The organism is Microbulbifer maximicatervae (SeqCode) (assembly GCF_052468095.1).
Map to the genome: position 1 here is coordinate 5230858 of NZ_CP174332.1, position 15826 is coordinate 5246683.

Here is a 15826-nt window from a genome sequence, read left to right on the forward strand (position 1 = left end):
TTAGCGGCCGAAGAGATTTTTCAATTTTTCTTTCAGCTCGTCGACCTTTTCTTCAACTTTATCGCCATATTTCTTTTCGGCTTTGTGCTTCAGTTCTTCCCGCAGCAAGTCGTCGAGGCGGCGGCTGTCGGGTTTACAAGTGCTGATGTTCACATCGTCGAAGTCGCCCTTGCAGCGCAGTGGCAGCGGGCGGTTGCGCCAGCGCTTGTTGCGCACGGTACAGCCGTCGGCGGAGGTGCTCTCGCCCACCAGGGCCAAGCCGAGCTTGAAGTCGAAGTCCTGTTTCTTCAGGTCCACCTCTCCGTCACCGGTCAGGGCGATATTTTCGATACCGGCGAGAATTTCGCTCACATCTACCTGGTCGCCTTTCACCGCGATGGTGGCGCGAAGGTCCTGCAGTCCGGTGCTATTGGGCCAGTCCCGGGTGGGCATTTCGGTATTTTCCGCGTAGCTGAACAGCTGGCACATGTTTTTCTCCAGGTTGAATGGAGAAATCGACATTTCCTTGCTGGAAACCTCAACGGAGGCGCGCAGGTTTTTCTCTAAGGCTGTGGATGTTTTACCTTTGGTGCTGGCACTCCAGTTAACGCTGGCTTCCCCAGCCAGCTGGACGTCTTCACTGGGGAAGAGGGCAGCTTGGACCTTGCCGATATCCACATTGGTGAGACCGCCGCGCATCTGCGCCTCGGCGGACTGGGCGCGAGCGTTGAGCTGGCCATTCGTGTTCAGCTGGCCACCATAGATATCGGCACTCAATTTTTGCAGTCGGTAGAGGCCGTTATCCACAGTGAGTTGGATTTCCGGGCTGTCCATTTGCAGGTCAGCGGCTTGCAGTTGGTCCAGTGCCAGGCTGATATTGGCGTTGAAGCCGCGCAGGTCGCTCAGTGGCAGGGGTTCTGCCGCAGGCGGCTTGGCAGCTACTGTTCTCTTTGGTTTTTCTGCGGTTTCAGTTTGATCACTCTTTGTCGCCTGCTCTCCCTGCTTTTTGCTTTCAGCGGCGGGAGCTTGGGCACTCTGTGCTTCCACTCCCTCGGTTTGTTCCGCCGAAGCGGCTCCAGCTTCATCTTCGTTCGAAGGGGGCAGGTAGTTATCCAGGTTAAAGGCGCCGCCGCGCAGGTTCAGGTCCAGCCCGGGCATTTCTGCGTTGCGCAATTGGGCGTTGCCGCTAAAGGTGACGTCGTCCAGTTTCAATTGCAGCGGTGTCAGGTCGAGCTTTTGCTCGGTACCTTCCACGCTCGCTTCGATACTCAGCTTTTGCAGTGCCGCTTTATCGCGGGTATCGATTTCTGTGCCCGTCAGTTCAAACCAGGGGCGCAGAGGGTCGGCATTGGCGTTGACGTTTAGTTGTATACGCCAGGGTTGGGTGTTGCTGTCCCTGCGCAGGTAGCCGCGCATATGTAGGCTGGCCTTGGCGCTGTTCTCAGAGGTGAGGTCTACTTGTAGCGGTTGCAGGCGCAGCCCATTGAGGCCCTCGTCCAGAGCGAGGGTACTATCAATTTTTAGCTTCAGTGGGTGTTTGAGGTCGCTGCCGGTAAGGTCTGCTGCGGCAGTGAGTTTGCCCGGTTCGCCACCCGGCACCAGGTTAATAACGCTTACCTGCAGGTCTTGGACTTTGTACTCTTTGTTAGTCTGGGCATCGCTGTAGAGCACCACGCCCTTCTCGATACGCAGCTTTTGCAGGCTCAGGTCGACCTGTTGTTGTGATGGCTCTTCCTGTTCCTTGGGGATAGAGAGTTTGGGAGGTTGCTTGCTCTGAGCTTCCAGGGCCTCGCTGATCAGCTCCCAGTTGCCGCGCCCTTCTTTGTCGACGGTGAGCTCAATTTGCGGAGCTACCAGGACTATCTCCTCAGCCTCTACTTTGCGTTGCAGTAGTGGCTTGAGGGCCACGCCAATGGCAATTTTTTCTGCTTTCACCAGAGTTTGTTTTGGTAGCTTTAATGGTGCCAGCTGTACATCTTCAAGTTGCAGGCCGAGCTTGGGCCACAGTTGCCAGCCGATATCACCTTCCAGTTGCAGGGAGATGCCTTGCTTGGCAGCGAGTTTTTCTAACTGGGGTTTGTATTGGTTGATGTCGAGTCCTGCTAACAGCCAGGCGACGGCGCCAGCGAGTAGCAGGAAAACGATTAAAAGTGCGATAAAAGTGCGCTTTATCCAGGCCATGGAGAGCATTGTCCCTGTGTATTTGTCGTGTGGTGTCACGCATATGACGCCGCAGCGCGGCTCGATGTTCCCGCGCACTTCTACAAATAGGTTATGCCGGAATTGTAGGAGATGCAGCCCCGCGAGGCTGGGAAAGCACTGCGGGGCCATTGAAGCAGGTGTTTATTAGAAAATAAACCGCACACCGGCTTCGACGCTACGACCAGCTTCAGGAGCGTAGTCGCGCAGTAGTGAGGTGGAGTTGCGAATTTCTTCGTCGAGCAGGTTGCGGGCGCTGGCGAAGATCACCGCGTCGCTGCTGCCGATGTTGAAGTTGTAGTGGGCACTCAGGTCCATACGGGTATAGCCGTCGGTTTCTTCTTCGTAGGCGCCAGCGCGATCCTGGTCCGCAGCTTCGACTGTGCGCCATTCCCAACCCCACTGGTCGTACTCTGCTCCCAGGGCGAGACCCAGGCGCAGGGGAGGCATGCGCGGCACATCGGAACTCTCACCGGCGATATCTTCGTCGAAGCTCGCGCGCACAACATCGCCAAACAGAGTCAGGTAGAAGTTGCTGCGCAGGGGAAATTTCACCGAGGCTTCAGCACCGTAGAAGGTGGCATCGCGGTTGCCATAGGCGTAGATGGGCAGCTCTTCTTCAAACAACTCATTGGTGTTTTGCGCGTAGATGTAATCGCCGATGCGGTTGTAGAAGACGCTGGCTTCAATCTGCGCTGCATGCCAGCCACTGGCCGCTTCGTTGTGGTGGTGATAGCCCAGTTCCAGGTTTAAAGAGCGTTCTTTGTCCAGGTCGCTGTTACCGATCAGGTAGCGCGACTCGGCCAGGTGCTCACCGTCGGCGAACAGCTCTTCGGCTACCGGGGCGCGCTCGGAGTGGGTGGCGCCGACGCTGATATGTTGGTGCTCTTGCAGGAAGTACTGCAGAGTGGCACTGGTGCTGAACAGATTGAAGTCGCGATCCTCTGAGGTCTCCGGATCGATATCGACACGCTCAATACGCGCGCCCAGGTCCAGGTGCCAGTTGCCCCACTCGCGTTCCTTCATGGTGAAGAGGCCGGCGCTGCGGGTGCGGGAGGGCTGGATAAAGGCTTCGTCGCCCACTGCAGCAAAGTCTTTGTCGGACAATTGCAGGCCGTAAGCACCACGCCACTCACTATCGTTGTCGTGGGTGATTTCCAAGCGACCTTCCCAGGCTTCATTGGTAAAGCGGGTACCGGGTTCACCTTCTTCCAGCTCTACGTGCTTATAGTCGTTATAGCCGATACGCAGGCGCAGCTTGTCCCAATAGTTGCTGTTGAAGCGGTGCTCGCCTTTGAGGTCGTAGCGAGTCTGCGCCATATCGATACGCACAGCTTCGGCTTCGCTCTCCTCCTCATGCTCTTCGTGTTCCTCGTGATCGTCCTCGTCGTGCTCCTCATCATCGTGGTGGTGCTCGTGAGTGCCGAGGGGGATACCGTAGTTGTTTTCCAGCTTGTTTACTGACAGGCCGATGTAGCCACTTTCAGTAATCCAGGAAACACCGCCGCTGTAGCTGTGAGCGCGGGCATTGGTGTTGCCGACGAAGCCGTCGGTGTTGAACTCTTCCTCGTGCTCGCCTTCGTCCTCGTCGTGCTCTTCATGTTCCTCGTGCTCGACAATAGCGAGGCCGGGGATTTCCGTGTCGTCGTTTTCGCGATAGACACCGTCGAAGTACCAGGCCAGCTGCCCGGTACCGCCGGTAAAGCGGAATACCGAGGCATCCTGGCTGTTGGCAGTGTCGTGGCGCATCTCAACCGCGCCTTCAACTTCCTCGGGTACCTCAGTGGGGATGCGACCGTCGATAATATTTACCACCCCGCCGATAGCGCCGCTGCCGTAGCGCAGTGCCGCCGGTCCGCGCAGTATCTCGATGCGCTCCGCCAGTAGAGGTTCGATACTAGCGGCGTGATCGGCGCTGGTGTTGGAGGCGTCAGAGACATCCAGGTTGTCGTTCAGGATCTTCACCCGGTTGGCGCTCTGGCCGCGAATAACCGGCAGGCCCACGCCACTGCCAAAGGAGGCGTTGGCCACTCCCGGCTGGTTCTTCAGGGTTTCGCCCAGGGTGGCGGAAGCGGCTTTGCGCAGGGTCTCGCCGGAGAGCACCGATACCGGGGCAGCTACTGCGTCGGCGGGCTTATCCAGGGGAGATACGGTGACGTTAACTTCTTCCAGTTTGTTGCTGTCTTCTGCGGCGCAAATAGCGGGCACGGCCAAGCTGGCAATAGCCAGGGCCAAAGTATTGAACTTAGTCATTGTTTTTTATTCCTGTCACAGGCGGACAATGCCATACGCGCTCCAGCGCGGGCATTCACTAAAAAATATCGGTTTTTGGGTGTTAGCTGAGTGACAGGAAGAAGGGAGGGGCGCGCGCACTCTGGCGCTCTGGCTGGCAATCGCGCGCGGTTGGCGCAGAGGGCCGTTCATAGTGACTTTGGGGCTCAGCCTGTACGAGCAATGGCTCGCTGCCGAGTGCTGCAGGTGAATGCATGCAACACAGGTCACACATCTCTACCTGGGTGTTGCCCAGGTGAAAGTGCTCCGCCCACAGCGGCTGAGCTGCTACTACGGCGAGTAACAGGAACAGGCTGGCCCAGTAATGGGATTTTCGGCGCGTTAGAGTAACCATGCGGTGCATGATAGGGCTAAACAAATACGAATCAAGTTTCATCTGACACTAGAGAACCACAGGGGGTGTCATTCATCCTATAATTTGCGCCCTCTGTCTTATCGTGCAAATAAGGATCGCTTTCGATGCGTACAGCTAGCGTCACCCGTGACACCCTGGAAACCAAGATTCAAGTCAGCGTTAACCTGGACGGCCAAGGTCATGGCAAGTTCGCGACTGGGGTTCCTTTCCTGGAGCATATGCTCGATCAAATTGCCCGCCACGGCATGATCGACATGGACATTAGCTGCGATGGCGATATTCATATCGATGACCATCATACGGTGGAAGATATCGGCATTACCCTGGGCAAAGCCATTACCGAAGCGCTGGGAGATAAAAAGGGGATGACCCGTTACGGCCACAGCTATGTCCCATTGGATGAGGCGCTTTCCCGGGTCGTAATCGACTTCTCCGGCCGGCCCGGCCTGGTTATGGATGTGCCTTTCACCCAGAAGCGGATCGGCAATTTTGATACCGAACTGTTTTTTGAGTTCTTCCAGGGCTTCGTCAATCACGCGCTGGTAACCGTACATATTGATTGCCTGCGGGGTCACAACGCTCACCATCAGGTGGAAACTGTATTTAAAGCCTTTGGCCGCGCCCTGCGTATGGCGTTGACCCCGGACCCCCGTATGGCCGGCACTATGCCCTCCACCAAAGGAGTCTTGTGATGGGTAAGATTGCAGTACTCGATTACGGTATGGGCAACCTGCACTCGGTGGCCAGCGCCCTGAACAAGGTGGCGCCGGAGGCCGAGGTGGTGCTGGCGCAGACGCCGGAGCAGGCTGCGGGCGCAGAGCGCCTGGTGGTGCCCGGTGTGGGTGCCATTCGGGATTGTATGGCAGGGTTTGTCGAGGCGGGTTTTTCGCCGCTGCTTCGCGAGGCCATCAGTGTGGGTACCCCGGTGCTGGGTATCTGTGTGGGTATGCAGATTATGATGCACCACAGCGAGGAGAATAATGGCGTTGATTGCCTGGGGATTTTCCCGGAGCCGGTGAAATTCTTCGGCGACAACATTCCCCCGGCGCAGAGTGCTGAACGGCTCAAGGTGCCCCATATGGGCTGGAATAGCGTTCAGCAGCGTCAGCCGCACCCCTTGTGGGCCGATATTGCCGATGGCAGCCGTTTCTACTTTGTCCACAGCTACTATGTGCCGGCTGCTGAAAATCCGGATATTGCCGGGCAAACCGAATACGGCATTCCCCTGGCTGCCGCAGTTGCCAGGGAGAATATCTTCGCCACCCAGTTCCACCCGGAGAAGAGTGCCGAGGCTGGCTTGCAGCTGCTAAAGAACTTTGTCCACTGGAACGGCCGGGCCCAATAGGCCCAGCTCACCGATCACACTGAAATTACTGCCGACGTAAGAAAAGACATGATTGTAATTCCCGCGATTGATTTAAAAGACGGCCAATGCGTGCGCCTGCGCCAGGGCGAGATGGATGACGCCACTGTATTTTCCGATGATCCCCTGGCGACAGCCCAGCATTGGGTGAACGAGGGAGCCAAGCGCCTGCACCTGGTGGACCTGAATGGTGCCTTCGCCGGCAATCCGGTGAACGGTGAAGCGGTAACTGCTATCGCCAAACAGTTTCCCGATTTACCGGTGCAAATTGGCGGAGGCATTCGCGATTTGCACACTATCGAGCGCTATCTGGATGCCGGCGTGCAGTGGGGGATTATCGGCACTGCGGCGGTAAAAAATCCCAAGCTGGTGGAAGAGGCGTGTCGCGAGTTCGAGGGCCATATTATTGTCGGGCTCGATGCTAAAGATGGTTTGGTGGCTACCGAGGGCTGGGCTGAGGTCTCCGAACTGAAGGCGACAGAACTGGCCAAGCGCTTTGCCGATTGTGGCGTCAGCTCTATTGTTTATACGGATATTGCCCGCGACGGCATGATGCAAGGCGTCAATATTGAGGCGACCCTGGAAATGGCTCGAGCAGTGCAGGTGCCTATTATTGCCTCTGGCGGTGTTAGCAGCATTGAGGATATCGAACAGCTGTTGGATGCCGGTGAAATCTACGGTGCGATTACCGGCCGGGCGATCTACGAAGACAAGTTGAACCTGCGCGAAGCGCAGCAGCTTTGCGACCAACGGAACAAATAATGGCTCTGGCGAAACGTATTATTCCCTGTCTGGATGTGGACAACGGCCGCGTGGTGAAGGGCGTTAACTTTGTCGATATCCGCGATGCCGGCGACCCGGTGGAAATTGCCCGCCGCTACAACGAAGCGGGCGCGGATGAAGTCACTTTCCTCGATATCACCGCCACCCATGAGCAGCGCGATACCATCCTGCACACCGTGGAGAAAATGGCCCACGAGGTGTTTATCCCCCTTACTGTTGGCGGCGGTGTGCGCACCTTGCAAGATATCCGCAATCTGCTGAATGCCGGTGCGGACAAGACTGCAATCAATTCAGCGGCAGTGAAAAATCCCGAGTTTGTACGCGAGGCCGCCGAGCGCTTTGGCAGCCAGTGTATTGTGGTGGCTATTGATGCCAAACAGGTGGGAGAGGGTCGCTGGGAGATCTTCACTCATGGCGGGCGCCAGCCCACTGGCATTGATGCAGTGGCCTGGGCTCGGCAGATGGCCGAATACGGTGCCGGCGAAATCCTGCTGACCAGTATGGATCGCGACGGCACCAAGAACGGTTTTGACCTGGCCCTGACCCGGGCAGTTACTGAGGCGGTTCAAGTGCCAGTCATTGCTTCCGGTGGTGTGGGAGATCTACAGCACCTGGCGGATGGCGTATTGCACGGCGGTGCGGATGCGGTATTGGCTGCGAGTATTTTTCACTTTGGCGAATACACCATTGCCGAAGCGAAAGCATTTATGCATAGCGCGGGGATTGAAATGCGCTTGTAGGAAGGTGTAGGTCTTGCACGGCGGGCCTTGGGCCCGCCGCACTCTGCTTACTGCTGTTCGTCTGCGCGGGCAAGGCGCTCGCGCAAACCCCTGTCCCTGTGAGCGTAGAGATTGAGGCCCTTGAGTACATTGAGGGCTTCGAAGATTTGATTGTCGCGATCCATCCAGTCTTCCCGTGCTTCCTGTTCTCTCGAGCGGTCTTCAGAAGTCCGGTCGGCACCACCGTTACCGTTGTCCAGATGCCCTGCCAAATCCGCTTCAGTGGGTCTGGGAGAGTCGTCCAACCTGGTGACTTTCACCCGCTCTACCACGATATCCGGTGTGATGCCCTGGGCCTGGATTGAGCGGCCATTGGGAGTGAAGTAGAGCGCGGTTGTCAGCTTAATGGCGCGCTCATTATTGATAGGGATTACGGTTTGTACCGATCCCTTGCCGAAGCTGTCGGTGCCCATCACCACTGCGCGGCGGTGGTCCTGTAGGGCGCCGGCGACAATTTCCGCTGCAGAGGCGGAGCCCGCGTTGATTAATACAACCAGCGGAGCGCCTTCGGTTAAATCGCCCGGCTCGGCGGAATAGCTCAGGTTGGCGGCTTCATTGCGACCTTCGGTGTAGACCACCAGACCCTCTTCCAAAAATGCATCCGCTACTTCCACCGAGGATTGCAGCACGCCACCGGGGTTGTTGCGCAGGTCGATAACCAGCCCTTTAAGTGCGCCTTTCTTCTGCAACTTGATCAGCTCGTCGGCCACATCGGCGCCGGTGTCCAGCTGGAACTGGCTGATGCGCAGGTAACCGTAGCTATCATCGAGGACTTTGCTGCGCACACTGCGCACACGCACGGTGTCCCGCTTGAGAGTGACATCGAAAGGTTCTTTAAAACCTTTGCGAGCGATGGTCAGGGTGACACTGCTGCCCTTGGGCCCACGCATCCACTCCACCGCTTCATCCAGGCTCACGCCCTTCATGGATTTGCCCGACAAGCGCAGTATGACATCGCCGGCCTTGAGGCCAGCGCGGGAGGCGGGGGTGTCGTCCATGGGGGTGACGACGGTGATATGGTCGTTTTCGATGCCCACCTCGATCCCGAGGCCGGCAAACTCACCGGTGGTGTTGGCTTGTAAATCGTCAAAGGATCGGCGATCAAGGTAGGAGGAGTGCGGGTCTAGGCCTTGTAGCATGCCCTTGATGGCGTATTCCAGCAGGGTGCGGTCGTCCACTTCCTCGATATAGCCCTGGCGAATTTGCTCGAAAACTTTGACAAAGCTGCGCAGATCTTCCAGCGGCAGGCGGGCTTCAGTGTCTGCAGCCACCTGGGAATGGCTATCGCCGTCGGTCAAACCCATTAAAGGCAGGGCTGTCAGAGCGGCTGCGCCGATCAGGGTTGTCAGCGCCTTGGGGATAAACATGTTGTTGTGACCTCTGCCTTATTTCTTCGCTGCTTTGCGAAAGTGTAGACCGCAGAGATTGGCAGGGATTCTAAGCGGACGCCAAATTCTACAGTGTCACGATCTTAGTCGTCATAAGCCCAGGGGTCTTACACCTGGGTTGGCTCCCGCTCTTATTCTCTTTTGGCGATAAAAAAGCCGCTACTCCGCAGCTTTTCGTCGTGGTGCTTTCTCATTTAATTAGCACAGCGGCGGGAGTCGTGAGATGAAGTGGAGAGCATTAGGCGGGTGTGTAATCCCGATCGCTGTGATTTGCGAGGGGGCTCTATAACGGGTGCGTGGAAAATGCCCGGGATTTTACGCCTCGTATTATGCCCTCTGTGCCAGCTCCGATCAGGAGCGGCACCAAACTGTAGGGTCCTGCGCTTTACCCCGGTGGCGAATTTCGAAGTAAACACCGCTATGGCTGAGTCCACCGCTATTGCCAACCCGAGCGATGGTGTCACCACTTTCCACCCACTCGCCAATATTGCGGGTGAGGGACTGGTTGTGGGCGTAGAGACTCATGTACTCCTCTCCATGATCCAGGATAACCAGCATGCCGTGGCCGCGCAGGTAATCGGAGAAAACCACGCGGCCGCGGTGGATTGCCCGCACCGGCTCCCCTTCATTGGCGCGCAAGGTGACACCTTTCCAAGTGATGCCATTGGCGCGGCGCTGTCCATAGGCATTGGCGCGGCGGCCATCAACAGGCCACTGCATCTTGCCCCGCTGGCGCGCAAAGGGCTTTTGCTCGCTGGGGTTTACCAGTGAGGCGATGGCGCGACCTACTTCGTCGATCAATTTTTGCAGGCGTGTGCGATCTCCTTTGAGCTGCTTGAGTTCACCGCTGCCATCGGAGAGCCGCACCGCCAGTTTATCCAGCGTGTCCTTGCGATTCTGCTGTGCGACGCGCAGTTTGCTCTGGCGTTTCTGCAGCTGCTCTCGCTCCGCTTTCAGGGTCTCGCGCTCGTGCTCAATGGAAGCGGATACGGTTTCCAGTGAGGTGAGGGTTTCCAGGTAAGTGTCTATGATGCGGCTGCGTTCTTGGAGGAAGTAATCGTGGTAGCGGAGATGGCGGGCGACGTTCTGTGGATCTTGCTGGTTGAGCAGGAGCTTGATCTGCTCCTGTCGGCCTAGTCGGTATGCGGCGGCGATCTCCTGCTCGACCCGCCGCTGCATACTTCGTCGCGACTCTTGCAGTTGCTGTTGTTCCTGCTGGAGTTCGCGCAGCTTGTCCGAGCGGCTGCGCATATCCTGTTTGATCTTGTCTATGCGCTGGTGCAGCCCAGAAATATCTTTCTCGTTCTCTTCCAAATCCTTGAGCAATTGGTCGCGCTGGCCCCGCACCTGGTTGAGTTCCTGTTGCAGGGACTCAATGCGTTGCTTGATTTGCGCCAGGCGCGCCTGCTCATCTCCCTCTGCCTGGCTCCAGGCGGGCAGGGAAATCAGGGCGATCAGGAAGAGTACGAGAGTTTTCATCAGTCCATTTTTACCAAACTTTGGCCGGTCATTTCCGCCGGTTGTGGCAGATCCATCAACGCTAACATGGTTGGTGCTACATCCGCCAGACTACCTCCGTCACACATTTGCACATTGCGCTCGCCGATATAAACAAAAGGCACCGGCAGAGTGGAGTGCTGGGTGCTAACTTGGCCGGAGTTGGCGTCGAACATCTCTTCCACATTGCCGTGGTCGGCAGTTATCAGCACTTCGCCGCCGGCAGCCAGAGCGGCGTTTACGACGCGCTCTACACACTGGTCCAGGGCTTCGACGGCTTTTACTGCCGCCTCGAAAACACCGGTATGGCCGACCATATCGCCGTTGGCGTAGTTGCAGATAATGGCGTCGTACTCGCCGCTCTCAATCGCCGCTACCAGTTTGTCAGTGACGATTGGTGCATTCATTTCCGGTTGCAGGTCGTAGGTGGCCACATCCGGTGACTTGATCAGTTCGCGGGTTTCGCCGTTGTAGGGCTCTTCGCGGCCGCCGCTAAAGAAGAAGGTAACGTGGGCGTACTTCTCTGTCTCGGCGATGCGCAGCTGGGTTTTGCCCTCTGCAGACAAGTACTCGCCGAGGGAGTTGACCAGGTTTTCTGGAGGGAAGGCACAGCTGGCGTGGATATCGGCAGCGTATTCGGTGGTCATAACGAAGTCCGCCAGTTGCGGTTTGGCTTTGCGCTCGAAGCCGCTGAAGTCCTGCTCGGTAAAAGCGCGGGTTAACTGGCGCGCGCGATCCGGGCGGAAATTCATAAAGATAAGGGCATCGCCTTCTTGGATGGGAGCGGGCTCGCCAATCACCGTTGGCGCGACAAACTCATCGTTTTCACCGCGCTCATAGGCCGAGGCCAGTCCTGCCAGGGCATCACTGGCACTGTGCTCTGCTGTACCCAGGGTCAGCATGTCGTAAACGGACTCAGTGCGCTCCCAGCGCTGGTCGCGATCCATGGCGAAGTAGCGCCCGGCCAGGGTAGCCATATGGGCATTGCCGACGGAGTCACACACCTGCATCAGGCGCGCCAGAGAGGGTTCGGCACTGCGCGGTGGGGTGTCGCGGCCATCGAGAAATGCGTGTACATAAATAGCGCGGGCGCCGCGCTGTGCCGCCAGGGTTATCATGGCGACAATATGGTCTTCGTGGCTGTGTACGCCGCCTTCGGACAGGAGTCCCATAATATGGACGGCGCCGTTGTTGGCGATAGCCTTATCGACCGCAGTGGTGTAAGCGGTATTGCGGAAGAAGTCGCCGTCCTGGATGGCTTTGTTGATCCGGGTAAAGTTCTGGTAGACCACTCGACCGGCACCCAGTGTCATATGGCCGACTTCCGAGTTGCCCATTTGTCCATCGGGCAGGCCCACCGCCATCCCGGAGGTCTGGATCAGGGTTTTTGGGCAGGTCGCCCAGATATTGTCCCAGACCGGAGACTTGGCTGCGTGAATCGCATTGTGCTCGGGATTGTCGCTGTGGCCGAAGCCGTCCAGAATCAGCAGGACCAGGGGGCGTTTTTGCGGGGCTTGCGTAGCGGCCATAGCGACAGTATTCCTCTTCCAAGGGTTAAATTGCGGACGCGGATTTTAACCTGTGGGGCTGGTATTTCACCATGTTATTTAGCTTAAGCCGGATTACAAAGAGGCTGGGGCGGAGGGATTTGGTTGATTAGAATTTCGCCATGATCGTGTATACTCCCGCCGGCATTGGGCGCCGTAGCGCCCTATTGATTACCACTTGAGGATTTTGGGGGCGAAGTGGATTTTCTCGACTTTTTAGCTGAGCAGTGGCTGTTGGTCGGCCTGCTTGTGGCATTGCTTTACGCATTTGTTTTGACTGAGCGATTCAAGTCTGGCGAGCCGGCATCACTTCATGAAGTGACCAAGCTGATCAATAGCGACGGGGCCAAGGTGCTGGATATTCGCGATCGCAGCGAGTTCACTGCCGGTCATATTGTCGACTCCCTGCATATTCCCCACGGGGATGTGGCTGAGCGCATTGCCGAGCTGGAACCGTTTAAAAACAAGACCATTATTGTCGCTGACAAGATGGGGCAGCACGCCGGCCCGGTGGGGCGCATGCTGAAACAGAAAGGTTTCCAAGTGCGTCGCCTGCAGGGCGGAATGAGCGAGTGGGCTAACCAGAACCTGCCTGTCGTTAAAGGCAAAGGTTAACCTGAAGTATCAGTTTGACGGAGTTTTGTCATGCAGAATGTTGTCATTTATACCACCCGTTTCTGCCCCTACTGTATTCGCGCCAAGCAGCTGCTGGATAGCAAGGGTGTCGCTTATCGCGAAATCCCTGTGGACAATAATCCCGGCTTGCGCGCAGAAATGGCTGACAAGGCGGGGCGCCGCTCGGTGCCGCAGATTTGGATTGGCGATAAGCATGTAGGTGGTTGCGACGACCTGATGGCGTTGGAGCGCGGTGGCCGACTCGACAAATTGCTGAAAGCAGCGGGATAAGTGGAAAACTGACGCGGCCGCCAACATGCGGTCCCCAATTTTTGCTATTTATCCGGTCTGGGCCTTGAAACGTTTTATCGAGGCCCCAACTGTTGAGTTATTACCGGAGTCTTTCTCACGGAAGGCATCAATAAACTTTTTATAATGAACAGGCTGTAACATGGCTGAAGAATTAAATGGCGCAGCGGCAAACGCAGAGGCTCCACAAGTACAATTTGCGATGCAGCGCATCTACCTGAAAGACCTCTCCTTTGAAACCCCGATGGGTGCCGAGGTCTTCAAAAAGCAGTGGAAGCCCCAGGTTAATCAGGAGCTGAACACCAAGACCGCGAAGATCGAAGACGATCTGTACGAAGTGGCTCTGACCCTGACTATCACCGTAAAGCTGGAAGAAGACACCGCTTTCCTGGTGGAAGTAAAACAAGCTGGCCTGTTCGGTATCAAAGGTCTGGAAGGTCAACAGCTGGCCCAGGCCCTGAATACTGCCTGCCCGCAAATTCTGTTCCCCTACGCTCGCGAAGTGATCGATAACGCAGTAGTTAAAGGTTCTTTCCCGGCACTGATGTTGCCGCCTGTGAACTTCGACGCTCTGTTCGCTGCTGCCCTCGATAAGGCACAGAAAGAAGCAGAGGGCGCTCAAGCGAACGCTTAATTCGCTTTAGCCCAGCTGGCACGATAAAAAGGTCCCTTAGCGGGGCCTTTTTTTATATCTGTAATCTCCCCGGGGATAGCTTCCGCTTTACTGACTGCCCCTTCGCAACCGCAGCACAAACCTGGAGCCGCTTATGCAGTGGGATCTGCCAAACCCATTTATCACCAAAGTGACAGTTGGCGCCGAACATGTGGATGGTCTGAGTCATGCCAACAATGCGGAATATGTGCGCTGGTGTGAGGCCACCGCCTGGGCGCACAGCGCAGCCCTGGGTCTGGATGTCACGAATTATCAGCAGCTTGACCGGGGAATGGCAATTCGTCATGGCGAGTATGACTATATACTGGCGGCCAGAGAGGGGGAGGAATTGCTGTTTGGCACCTGGCTCACTGAGGTGGACGGGCGTCTGAATATGACTCGCCGCTTTCAGGTGTTTCGCGCCGCCGATAAGGCATTGGTATTGCGGGCCGAATGGCGGATGGTGTGCATTGAGCTTTCCACTGGCAAGCCAAAACGTATGCCGGCGATCTTCAAGGAAATTTACAGTCCGGCAGTGACTGCCCCGGAGGCTGAAAAAAATGAGTGAAGAGTTTGTATCCCTGACCAACAATTCAGGGGCGCTTAAGGACAAGACCATCTTTATCACTGGTGCCAGTCGCGGCATCGGCCGGGCGATTGCCCTCAAATGCGCGGCGGATGGTGCCAATATCGTGATTGCCGCTAAGTCAGCAGAACCACATCCCAAGCTTCCGGGAACCATCTTCTCGGTGGCGGAGGAAGTGGAGAAAGCCGGCGGCAATGCCCTGGCCCTGCAGGTGGATGTGCGCGATGAGCAGCGAGTAGAGCAGGCTATGTCGGAGGCTGCCGAAAAATTTGGCGGCATCGACGCTGTGATTAATAATGCGGGCGCGATCAACCTGACCAATGTTGAGTCGACACCACCCAAGCGCTACGACCTGATGCAGAGTATCAACAGTCGCGCGGTGTATCTCACCGCCCACTTGGCGACTCCCTACCTGAAAAAAGCTGACAACGCCCATATTCTCAGCCTGTGCCCACCGCTGAATATCCAGCCCAAGTGGTTGGGGCCCTTCGCTCCTTACGCCCTGTCAAAGTTTGGTATGACCATTCTCAGCCTGGGTCTGGCAGAAGAGCTGCGTGAGGCGGGGATCAGCGTGAACACCTTGTGGCCGCGCACACTGGTGGCCACCGCTGCGATTGAGTTTGCGGTGGGTAGTCGTGATATGTTTGAGCAGAGCCGCAAGCCCTCGATTATGGCCGACGCGGCCTACGAGATACTGACGACTAAAGATGTCGCCTTGAGCGGTCGCCAGCTAATCGATGAAGAGCTGTTGGCAGAGCGCGGTGTGAAGGATTTCACCGGTTATGCCCACAATCCAGCCAATGCAGACAATTTAACCAAGGATTTATTTCTTGACTGACGCTGGCAGGGGGTATTTGTGAGCAGCGACAGCAAATTATTTAAAGACGCTCTCGGTGAAATGGGAGACGTTAAACCGCTGGCGCAGGAGCGCCGCGTCAATTTGCGCAAGGAGCCGAAGCAATCTGAGTCTATGTTGCGGGAGCGCCGCGCCGCTGCCACGCGCCTGACAGAGCGGGAAATGAACCCCCTGTCCGGTGAATATATTGATCTGGTAGAGCCATGGGATCCGTTGGAATTCAAGCGCGATGGTGTGCAAAACGGGGTCTATCGCAATTTGCGCCTGGGCAAATACAGCATAGATGCGCGCCTGGATTTACATCGCCACTCTGTGGAGATGGCGCGCAGGGCCGTGATGGAATTTATCCGTGATTGTGTTGAAGCGGATGTGCGCTGTGCCCTGATTACCCACGGTAAGGGTGAGGGGCGTAAGCAGCCGGCGTTATTGAAAAGCTGTATCAATCACTGGTTGCCGCAGCTGCATGAAGTACTGGCTTTTCACAGTGCGCAACCCCAACACGGGGGCTTGGGAGCGACTTATCTGCTGCTGAGAAAGAGTGAACGCAAGCGGCAGGAGAATCTGGAGATACATCAAAAACGCCGTTAAGGTTCTTTTGTAACTTTTCTGTCACTTATGCAAATTAA

At 56.6% G+C, this 15826-nt stretch carries 16 protein-coding genes; 10 read left to right on the forward strand and 6 right to left on the reverse strand.

Going from position 1 to position 15826, the window contains the following annotated elements:
• From ACJJIL_RS23275 to ACJJIL_RS23285, 3 genes are all read right to left on the reverse strand, one after another.
• On the reverse strand, positions 1 to 2160 hold the full coding sequence (locus ACJJIL_RS23275; protein WP_445360862.1) for an AsmA family protein: 2160 nt from the start codon (positions 2158 to 2160) through the stop codon (positions 1 to 3).
• 165 nt (positions 2161 to 2325) lie between these two features.
• Positions 2326 to 4431, reverse strand: a complete 2106-nt coding sequence (locus ACJJIL_RS23280; protein ID WP_445360863.1) for a TonB-dependent receptor — start codon at positions 4429 to 4431, stop codon at positions 2326 to 2328.
• An 82-nt stretch (positions 4432 to 4513) separates the two neighbouring features.
• The gene (locus ACJJIL_RS23285) at positions 4514 to 4846 is read right to left on the reverse strand and encodes a hypothetical protein (protein WP_444918550.1); all 333 of its coding nucleotides are present in this window, start codon (positions 4844 to 4846) and stop codon (positions 4514 to 4516) included.
• A gap of 83 nt (positions 4847 to 4929) precedes the next feature.
• Here ACJJIL_RS23285 and hisB point away from each other — a divergent pair, with 83 nt between their 5' ends.
• The 4 genes from hisB to hisF are packed head-to-tail and all read left to right on the forward strand — an operon-like array spanning position 4930 to position 7711.
• The gene (gene hisB, locus ACJJIL_RS23290) at positions 4930 to 5517 is read left to right on the forward strand and encodes an imidazoleglycerol-phosphate dehydratase HisB (protein WP_282930763.1); all 588 of its coding nucleotides are present in this window, start codon (positions 4930 to 4932) and stop codon (positions 5515 to 5517) included.
• Positions 5517 to 6170 (forward strand): imidazole glycerol phosphate synthase subunit HisH, encoded by a 654-nt coding sequence (gene hisH / locus ACJJIL_RS23295; protein WP_445360864.1) that lies wholly within the window; start codon positions 5517 to 5519, stop codon positions 6168 to 6170. The genes hisB and hisH overlap by 1 nt, the downstream gene beginning before the upstream one ends.
• Before the next feature lie 48 nt (positions 6171 to 6218).
• On the forward strand, positions 6219 to 6950 hold the full coding sequence (gene hisA / locus ACJJIL_RS23300; RefSeq protein ID WP_413663754.1) for a 1-(5-phosphoribosyl)-5-[(5-phosphoribosylamino)methylideneamino]imidazole-4-carboxamide isomerase: 732 nt from the start codon (positions 6219 to 6221) through the stop codon (positions 6948 to 6950).
• Positions 6950 to 7711: an imidazole glycerol phosphate synthase subunit HisF gene (gene hisF, locus ACJJIL_RS23305; RefSeq protein WP_282930766.1), complete on the forward strand. Its 762-nt coding sequence runs from the start codon at positions 6950 to 6952 to the stop codon at positions 7709 to 7711. The genes hisA and hisF overlap by 1 nt, the downstream gene beginning before the upstream one ends.
• 47 nt (positions 7712 to 7758) lie before the next feature.
• Here the strand turns inward: hisF and ACJJIL_RS23310 are convergent, their stop codons facing one another.
• The 3 genes from ACJJIL_RS23310 to gpmI form a co-directional block, all read right to left on the reverse strand.
• A complete protein-coding gene (locus tag ACJJIL_RS23310) occupies positions 7759 to 9117 on the reverse strand; it encodes a S41 family peptidase (protein WP_445360865.1) in 1359 nt (452 codons plus the stop codon).
• Positions 9118 to 9489: 372 nt separating this feature from the next.
• A complete protein-coding gene (locus tag ACJJIL_RS23315) occupies positions 9490 to 10617 on the reverse strand; it encodes a murein hydrolase activator EnvC family protein (protein WP_445360866.1) in 1128 nt (375 codons plus the stop codon).
• Positions 10617 to 12164 carry a 2,3-bisphosphoglycerate-independent phosphoglycerate mutase gene (gene gpmI, locus ACJJIL_RS23320; RefSeq protein ID WP_445360867.1) on the reverse strand — a complete coding sequence of 516 codons (1548 nt, stop codon included), beginning with the start codon at positions 12162 to 12164 and terminating at the stop codon, positions 10617 to 10619. Before gpmI ends, ACJJIL_RS23315 begins: the two co-directional genes overlap by 1 nt.
• A 216-nt stretch (positions 12165 to 12380) precedes the next feature.
• Here gpmI and ACJJIL_RS23325 point away from each other — a divergent pair, with 216 nt between their 5' ends.
• The 6 genes from ACJJIL_RS23325 (at position 12381) to smrA (ending at position 15788) form a co-directional block, all read left to right on the forward strand.
• A complete protein-coding gene (locus ACJJIL_RS23325) occupies positions 12381 to 12797 on the forward strand; it encodes a rhodanese-like domain-containing protein (protein WP_444906913.1) in 417 nt (138 codons plus the stop codon).
• A gap of 30 nt (positions 12798 to 12827) precedes the next feature.
• On the forward strand, positions 12828 to 13088 hold the full coding sequence (gene grxC, locus ACJJIL_RS23330) for a glutaredoxin 3 (protein ID WP_282930771.1): 261 nt from the start codon (positions 12828 to 12830) through the stop codon (positions 13086 to 13088).
• A 160-nt stretch (positions 13089 to 13248) separates the two neighbouring features.
• On the forward strand, positions 13249 to 13740 hold the full coding sequence (secB, locus tag ACJJIL_RS23335) for a protein-export chaperone SecB (RefSeq protein ID WP_282930772.1): 492 nt from the start codon (positions 13249 to 13251) through the stop codon (positions 13738 to 13740).
• Positions 13741 to 13873: 133 nt separating this feature from the next.
• Positions 13874 to 14326: an acyl-CoA thioesterase gene (locus ACJJIL_RS23340; protein WP_282930773.1), complete on the forward strand. Its 453-nt coding sequence runs from the start codon at positions 13874 to 13876 to the stop codon at positions 14324 to 14326.
• Complete coding sequence (locus tag ACJJIL_RS23345) at positions 14319 to 15182, forward strand: SDR family oxidoreductase (RefSeq protein WP_282930774.1); 864 nt, start codon at positions 14319 to 14321, stop codon at positions 15180 to 15182. The genes ACJJIL_RS23340 and ACJJIL_RS23345 overlap by 8 nt, the downstream gene beginning before the upstream one ends.
• 18 nt (positions 15183 to 15200) lie before the next feature.
• The gene (gene smrA / locus ACJJIL_RS23350) at positions 15201 to 15788 is read left to right on the forward strand and encodes a DNA endonuclease SmrA (protein ID WP_444892318.1); all 588 of its coding nucleotides are present in this window, start codon (positions 15201 to 15203) and stop codon (positions 15786 to 15788) included.
• Positions 15789 to 15826: the final 38 nt, after the last annotated feature.